The organism is Xenorhabdus khoisanae, from assembly GCF_001037465.1.
In the GTDB taxonomy this organism is placed as follows: domain Bacteria; phylum Pseudomonadota; class Gammaproteobacteria; order Enterobacterales; family Enterobacteriaceae; genus Xenorhabdus; species Xenorhabdus khoisanae.
Map to the genome: position 1 here is coordinate 1 of NZ_LFCV01000174.1, position 4,756 is coordinate 4,756.

Annotated in this window: 5 protein-coding genes; 3 read left to right on the forward strand and 2 right to left on the reverse strand. The window is 39.8% G+C overall.

The genetic code is table 11. From position 1 onward, the window contains the following. Positions 1-69: 69 nt before the first annotated feature. Both AB204_RS21695 and AB204_RS22575 read right to left on the reverse strand, forming a co-directional pair. Entirely contained in the window at positions 70-246 is a 177-nt protein-coding gene (locus AB204_RS21695; protein WP_235428146.1) for a LysR family transcriptional regulator, read from the reverse strand. Positions 247-507: 261 nt separating this feature from the next. Next, positions 508-849 carry a hypothetical protein gene (locus AB204_RS22575; protein ID WP_152671579.1) on the reverse strand — a complete coding sequence of 114 codons (342 nt, stop codon included), beginning with the start codon at positions 847-849 and terminating at the stop codon, positions 508-510. 340 nt (positions 850-1,189) lie between these two features. Here AB204_RS22575 and treB point away from each other — a divergent pair, with 340 nt between their 5' ends. From treB to AB204_RS19005, 3 genes are all read left to right on the forward strand, one after another. After that, positions 1,190-2,623 (forward strand): PTS trehalose transporter subunit IIBC, encoded by a 1,434-nt coding sequence (gene treB / locus AB204_RS18995; protein ID WP_047964954.1) that lies wholly within the window; start codon positions 1,190-1,192, stop codon positions 2,621-2,623. A 67-nt stretch (positions 2,624-2,690) separates the two neighbouring features. Then, positions 2,691-4,352 carry an alpha,alpha-phosphotrehalase gene (gene treC, locus AB204_RS19000; RefSeq protein ID WP_047964955.1) on the forward strand — a complete coding sequence of 554 codons (1,662 nt, stop codon included), beginning with the start codon at positions 2,691-2,693 and terminating at the stop codon, positions 4,350-4,352. 204 nt (positions 4,353-4,556) lie between these two features. Beyond that, positions 4,557-4,756 (forward strand): hypothetical protein (locus tag AB204_RS19005; RefSeq protein WP_047964956.1); only part of this gene is annotated, 200 nt, incomplete at its 3' end.

A 4,756-nucleotide genomic window follows, 5' to 3' on the forward strand; every position in this document is an offset into this window, starting at 1 on the left:
GTTTTTAATTTTCTCAACCTGACCAAGAATATTGCTGGCTATTTGATGCACCTGTTTACCTACCGGACTTCATGCCAATAAGTTATTATTTTTCCTAATAAATAAAGAAGCATTTAATTCCTCTTCCAGAAACTTAATTTGCTTACTAATTGTCGGTTGTGAGGTATACAGTTTTTCTGCGGTGCTGGTAATATTAAAATTATTCTTAACTATCTCGACAAAGCTTCTTAATTGATTGATGTTCATATCTCACACTATCCTGATAGGGAATTTTATAAATCCCCGATGAAACATATCAGTACTAATAAAGCACATATAGTGAGCTGATTTTAATATTTAAGTAAATATTGCGAGCAAGATTGAAATTTAACTTTATTGAACTCAAGCAACCATCAGTGGTGCTTAAGAAACTGATGGTTGCTTAGTCTCTAAAAAATTTCACTATTGAGAGTCACTCTATTAATTAAACTATGATTTTAATATTAATAATTAACCGAAATCAGTTAATTAACGCCTTAACATTCCTGGCGTTATCATTTCATAATCACCTTCAACAAAACCAATCATTCTTGGCACCGGAAAAAAACTTGTACCTCTATGTAGATTTCTTGCTCTTAAACATTGTTTCGAATCCTCAGTGATCTTAAGATAATCAAGCAATCTTTTTCTCTCAGCAGGAAATTTACTCAGATGGCTACTAGGATCTATCTGGTCAAATAAAGTCATAGAAGAATATCTTAGTGAGAGATTAAATCCAGAATATCTTATACGATAAAAATAATTTCCAAATCTGCTTTTAATTTTTTTAATAGAATAATTTCTTTTTCGGCAGAATAAAAATCCATGCATTTTAAAAATCCTTAACAACAAAACAATACATTTTCCCTTTGTCTTACAAAAATATATAAATAAAACACAATATATAATAAATATCTATTAATTAGCTAAGTAATCAAATTTGTTTCACCTATAAGTTTTATAAATATAAAAATCTTTAATTTCAAATCAGTGGCGTAAAATGTGATCTAAAACTCAAACGATAAATATTTTCATATTAAAAAGTTTAAAATCTTACTAGGATGAATCAGCTATTATTTCAGTCTATTCACTATCTCGTCACGAGAGTAATCATTCTGTTAATCGCAAAATTCCGTTTTTTATAACTCCTGCCACACAAAGGAGCAAAGGCATGAAGAAAAAACAAGTAAATCAAAAGGATATTGAAAAACTTATTACATTGATTGGTGGAAAAGAAAATATCGCTTCCGTTAGTCATTGTATCACCCGCCTCAGATTCGTTCTCAATACACCAGAAAATGCCGATGCCAAAGCCATTGAAGAGTTACCAATGGTTAAGGGCTGTTTCACCAATGCCGGTCAATTTCAGGTGGTTATTGGAACAAATGTAGATATTTATTATAAAGCCCTTCTTGAAGCCACCGGGAAACAATCCGTTAATAAAGAAGAGGTTAAACAAGCTGCTCGCCAAAATATGAAATGGTATGAAAATGCAATTTCACATTTTGCCGAGATCTTCTTCCCATTACTGCCCGCTCTGATAAGCGGTGGTTTAATTCTCGGTTTCCGTAACCTGATCGGCGATATTCCGTTCAGCGAGGGCAAGTCACTCGCCCAGCTCTACCCTAGCTGGAAGACTATCTATGACTTCCTTTGGCTGATCGGTGAAGCGATATTCTTCTATCTCCCTGTCGGGATCTGCTGGTCTGCTGTCAAAAAAATGGGCGGAACACCAATCTTAGGGATTATTTTGGGAATTACGCTGGTTTCCCCACAGTTGATGAATGCTTATCTGCTTGGGCAGCAAACTCCCGATGTCTGGAATTTCGGCTGGTTTACCATTGATAAAGTCGGTTATCAGGCACAAGTCATCCCTTCTTTATTGGCGGGTTTAACGCTGGGATGGATTGAAACGCGGCTGAAAAAATGGGTACCCGATTACCTCTATCTTGTTATTGTCCCTGTCACCTCTCTGTTGCTGGCGGTATTCCTCGCCCATGCTCTGATAGGGCCTGCCGGACGAGCTATCGGCGATGGCGTTGCCTGGGCTGTTAAAGGATTAATGACAGGGAGCTTTGCCCCTATCGGTGCCGCCTTGTTCGGCTTCTTCTACGCCCCGCTGGTTATTACAGGTGTACACCAAACGACTCTGGCAATCGATTTGCAAATGATCCAAAGCACTGGCGGAACACCAATCTGGCCTATTATTGCGTTATCCAATATTGCCCAAGGTTCAGCCGTAGCCGGCATTATTTGGGCGAGCAAGAAACAGAAAGAGCGTGAAGTTTCTGTTCCTGCGGCAATTTCAGCTTATCTGGGGGTCACTGAACCTGCCATGTATGGTATCAACCTGAAATACCGTTACCCGATGTTCTGCGCAATGATTGGTGCAAGCCTGGCTGGGCTGATTTGTGGCTTCAATCATGTTACCGCCAATGGCATCGGTGTTGGTGGTATACCGGGTATTCTTTCCATCAAACCACAGTTTTGGATGGTCTACCTGACCGCTATGCTTGTCGCTATTGTTGTCCCTTTAGTGCTGACCGTTCTGGCTTATCGTAGAAATGAACGTAAAGCAGCATTATCCAATGAGATTACCAATTAATGTAGCAAGCTCATTAAATTAACAGGCCTGCTTAATTAGCAGGCATAGTAAATTAGTAGGGATAGTTATGACCGAACAAAAACCGTGGTGGATGGATAGCGTTATCTATCAAATTTATCCAAAGAGTTTTCAAGATAGTACCGGAAGCGGCACAGGAGATATCAACGGGATTACCCAGCGGCTGGATTATCTGCAACGCCTCGGTGTAGAGGCTATCTGGATCACCCCAATTTATCCGTCTCCGCAAGTTGATAATGGCTATGATGTTGCCGATTACTGTGCGATTAATCCTGATTACGGCTCAATGGAAGACTTTGACAATTTGGTGCAAAACGCTCATCAACGAGGTATTCGCATCATTTTGGATATGGTTTTCAATCATACTTCAACGCTGCATCCATGGTTTCAGGCAGCTCAAGATATTAATAGCCCTTATCGCCAGTTTTATATCTGGAAAGACGGCACCGAAGGCACTTTGCCCAATAACTGGAAGTCTAAATTCGGTGGTAACGCATGGCAATGGCATGCGGCAAGTCAGCAGTATTACCTCCATCTGTTTGCGGTAGAACAAGCCGATTTAAATTGGGAGCATGAACCTGTTCGCGCTGAGCTGAAAAAAATCTGTGAATTCTGGGCTGATCGTGGTGTAGATGGCTTGCGGCTGGACGTGATTAATCTCGTCTCAAAACAGCAGGATTACCCGAATGATGAGCGTGGAGATGGCCGTCGATTCTATACCGATGGCCCGCGTATCCATGAGTTTCTGCAAGAAATGAGCCGTGATGTTTTTCAACCTAAGAGATTGATGACTGTCGGTGAAATGTCCTCCACTGGCCTTGAGCACTGCCAGCGCTATAGCTCGCTGGATGGCACAGCGCTGTCCATGACGTTTAATTTTCACCATCTAAAAGTTGATTATCCGAATGGAGAGAAATGGACGCGCGCAAAACCCGATTATGTTGAGTTGAAAAAGATTTTCTCAACATGGCAGCAGGGTATGCATCAAAAGGCTTGGAATGCGCTTTTCTGGTGTAATCATGATCAGCCCCGCATTGTTTCCCGGTTTGGTGATGAACACCAGCACCATAAAACATCCGCCAAAATGTTGGCTATGGTGCTGCACGGTATGCAAGGAACACCTTATATTTATCAGGGTGAAGAGCTGGGCATGACGAACCCACATTTTGCGCGTATTGAAGATTATCGGGATATCGAAAGCCTGAATATGTATCAGGAGCGTCTTGAACAAGGCATGCAGCCCGAGGATATATTGGCAATTTTGGCGCAGAAATCCCGCGACAATAGCCGGACTCCCATGCAGTGGAATAATTCAGCAAATGCTGGTTTTACCACTGGCAACCCGTGGATTGTCCCATGCAGTAATTACCCGGAAATCAATGCCGAAGCCGCATTACAGGATAAAGATTCCGTCTTTTATTGCTACCACGATTTAGTTAAATTGAGAAAGCAGCAACCTATCCTGACATATGGTGATTATCTGGATTTACTGCCTGAACATCCCTCACTGTGGTGTTATTTGCGTCGTTGGCAGGAACAAACCCTGCTGGTCATTGCCAATCTCAGTGATGAAACACAATCTTGGTCTCCAGAAGCTTCACTTACACACAAAGAATGGCAGGTATTAATAAGCAATTATCCATCATCCGCAAAAATAGCGAATGAAATTAAAATTAAACCTTATGAAGCAATATACTTATTAGCAGAATAATCAGCTTATTTATATATTACTAAATAACAAAAACCTCGTCTTAATAGGCGAGGTTAATGATAAAAATCAAGTAAATCATACTAATGCTTTGCACATTTACAGGTTAAATTTGAAATCACCCTTTTAAATTTATACTACACTAATAATAACCTACTCCAAATGATTCTTGTAAATTATAATATTTACTTAATAAAAGAGGTTATTATGGGTGAGACAGCATCTCTTTCATTGATCAATAGCACCAATGCTGATTGGGAAATAGTTAAAAGTTCTTCTTATCAGATGAATTTTTGGTATTTCCCAGAAAAAATAACATCTAAAGACGCAGTCCAATTAATCATAGAAAGAAGTGGTTGGATTTTTAATGATCATGATCTTGATATGGGTATTGCTGAATACAAGTT

Coding starts and splice junctions, on each gene's coding strand:
- AB204_RS21695 (WP_235428146.1), bottom strand. CDS start 246: ATGAACATCAATCAATTAAGAAGCTTTGTCGAGATAGTTAAGAATAAT.
- AB204_RS22575 (WP_152671579.1), bottom strand. CDS start 849: ATGCATGGATTTTTATTCTGCCGAAAAAGAAATTATTCTATTAAAAAA.
- treB (WP_047964954.1), top strand. CDS start 1,190: ATGAAGAAAAAACAAGTAAATCAAAAGGATATTGAAAAACTTATTACA.
- treC (WP_047964955.1), top strand. CDS start 2,691: ATGACCGAACAAAAACCGTGGTGGATGGATAGCGTTATCTATCAAATT.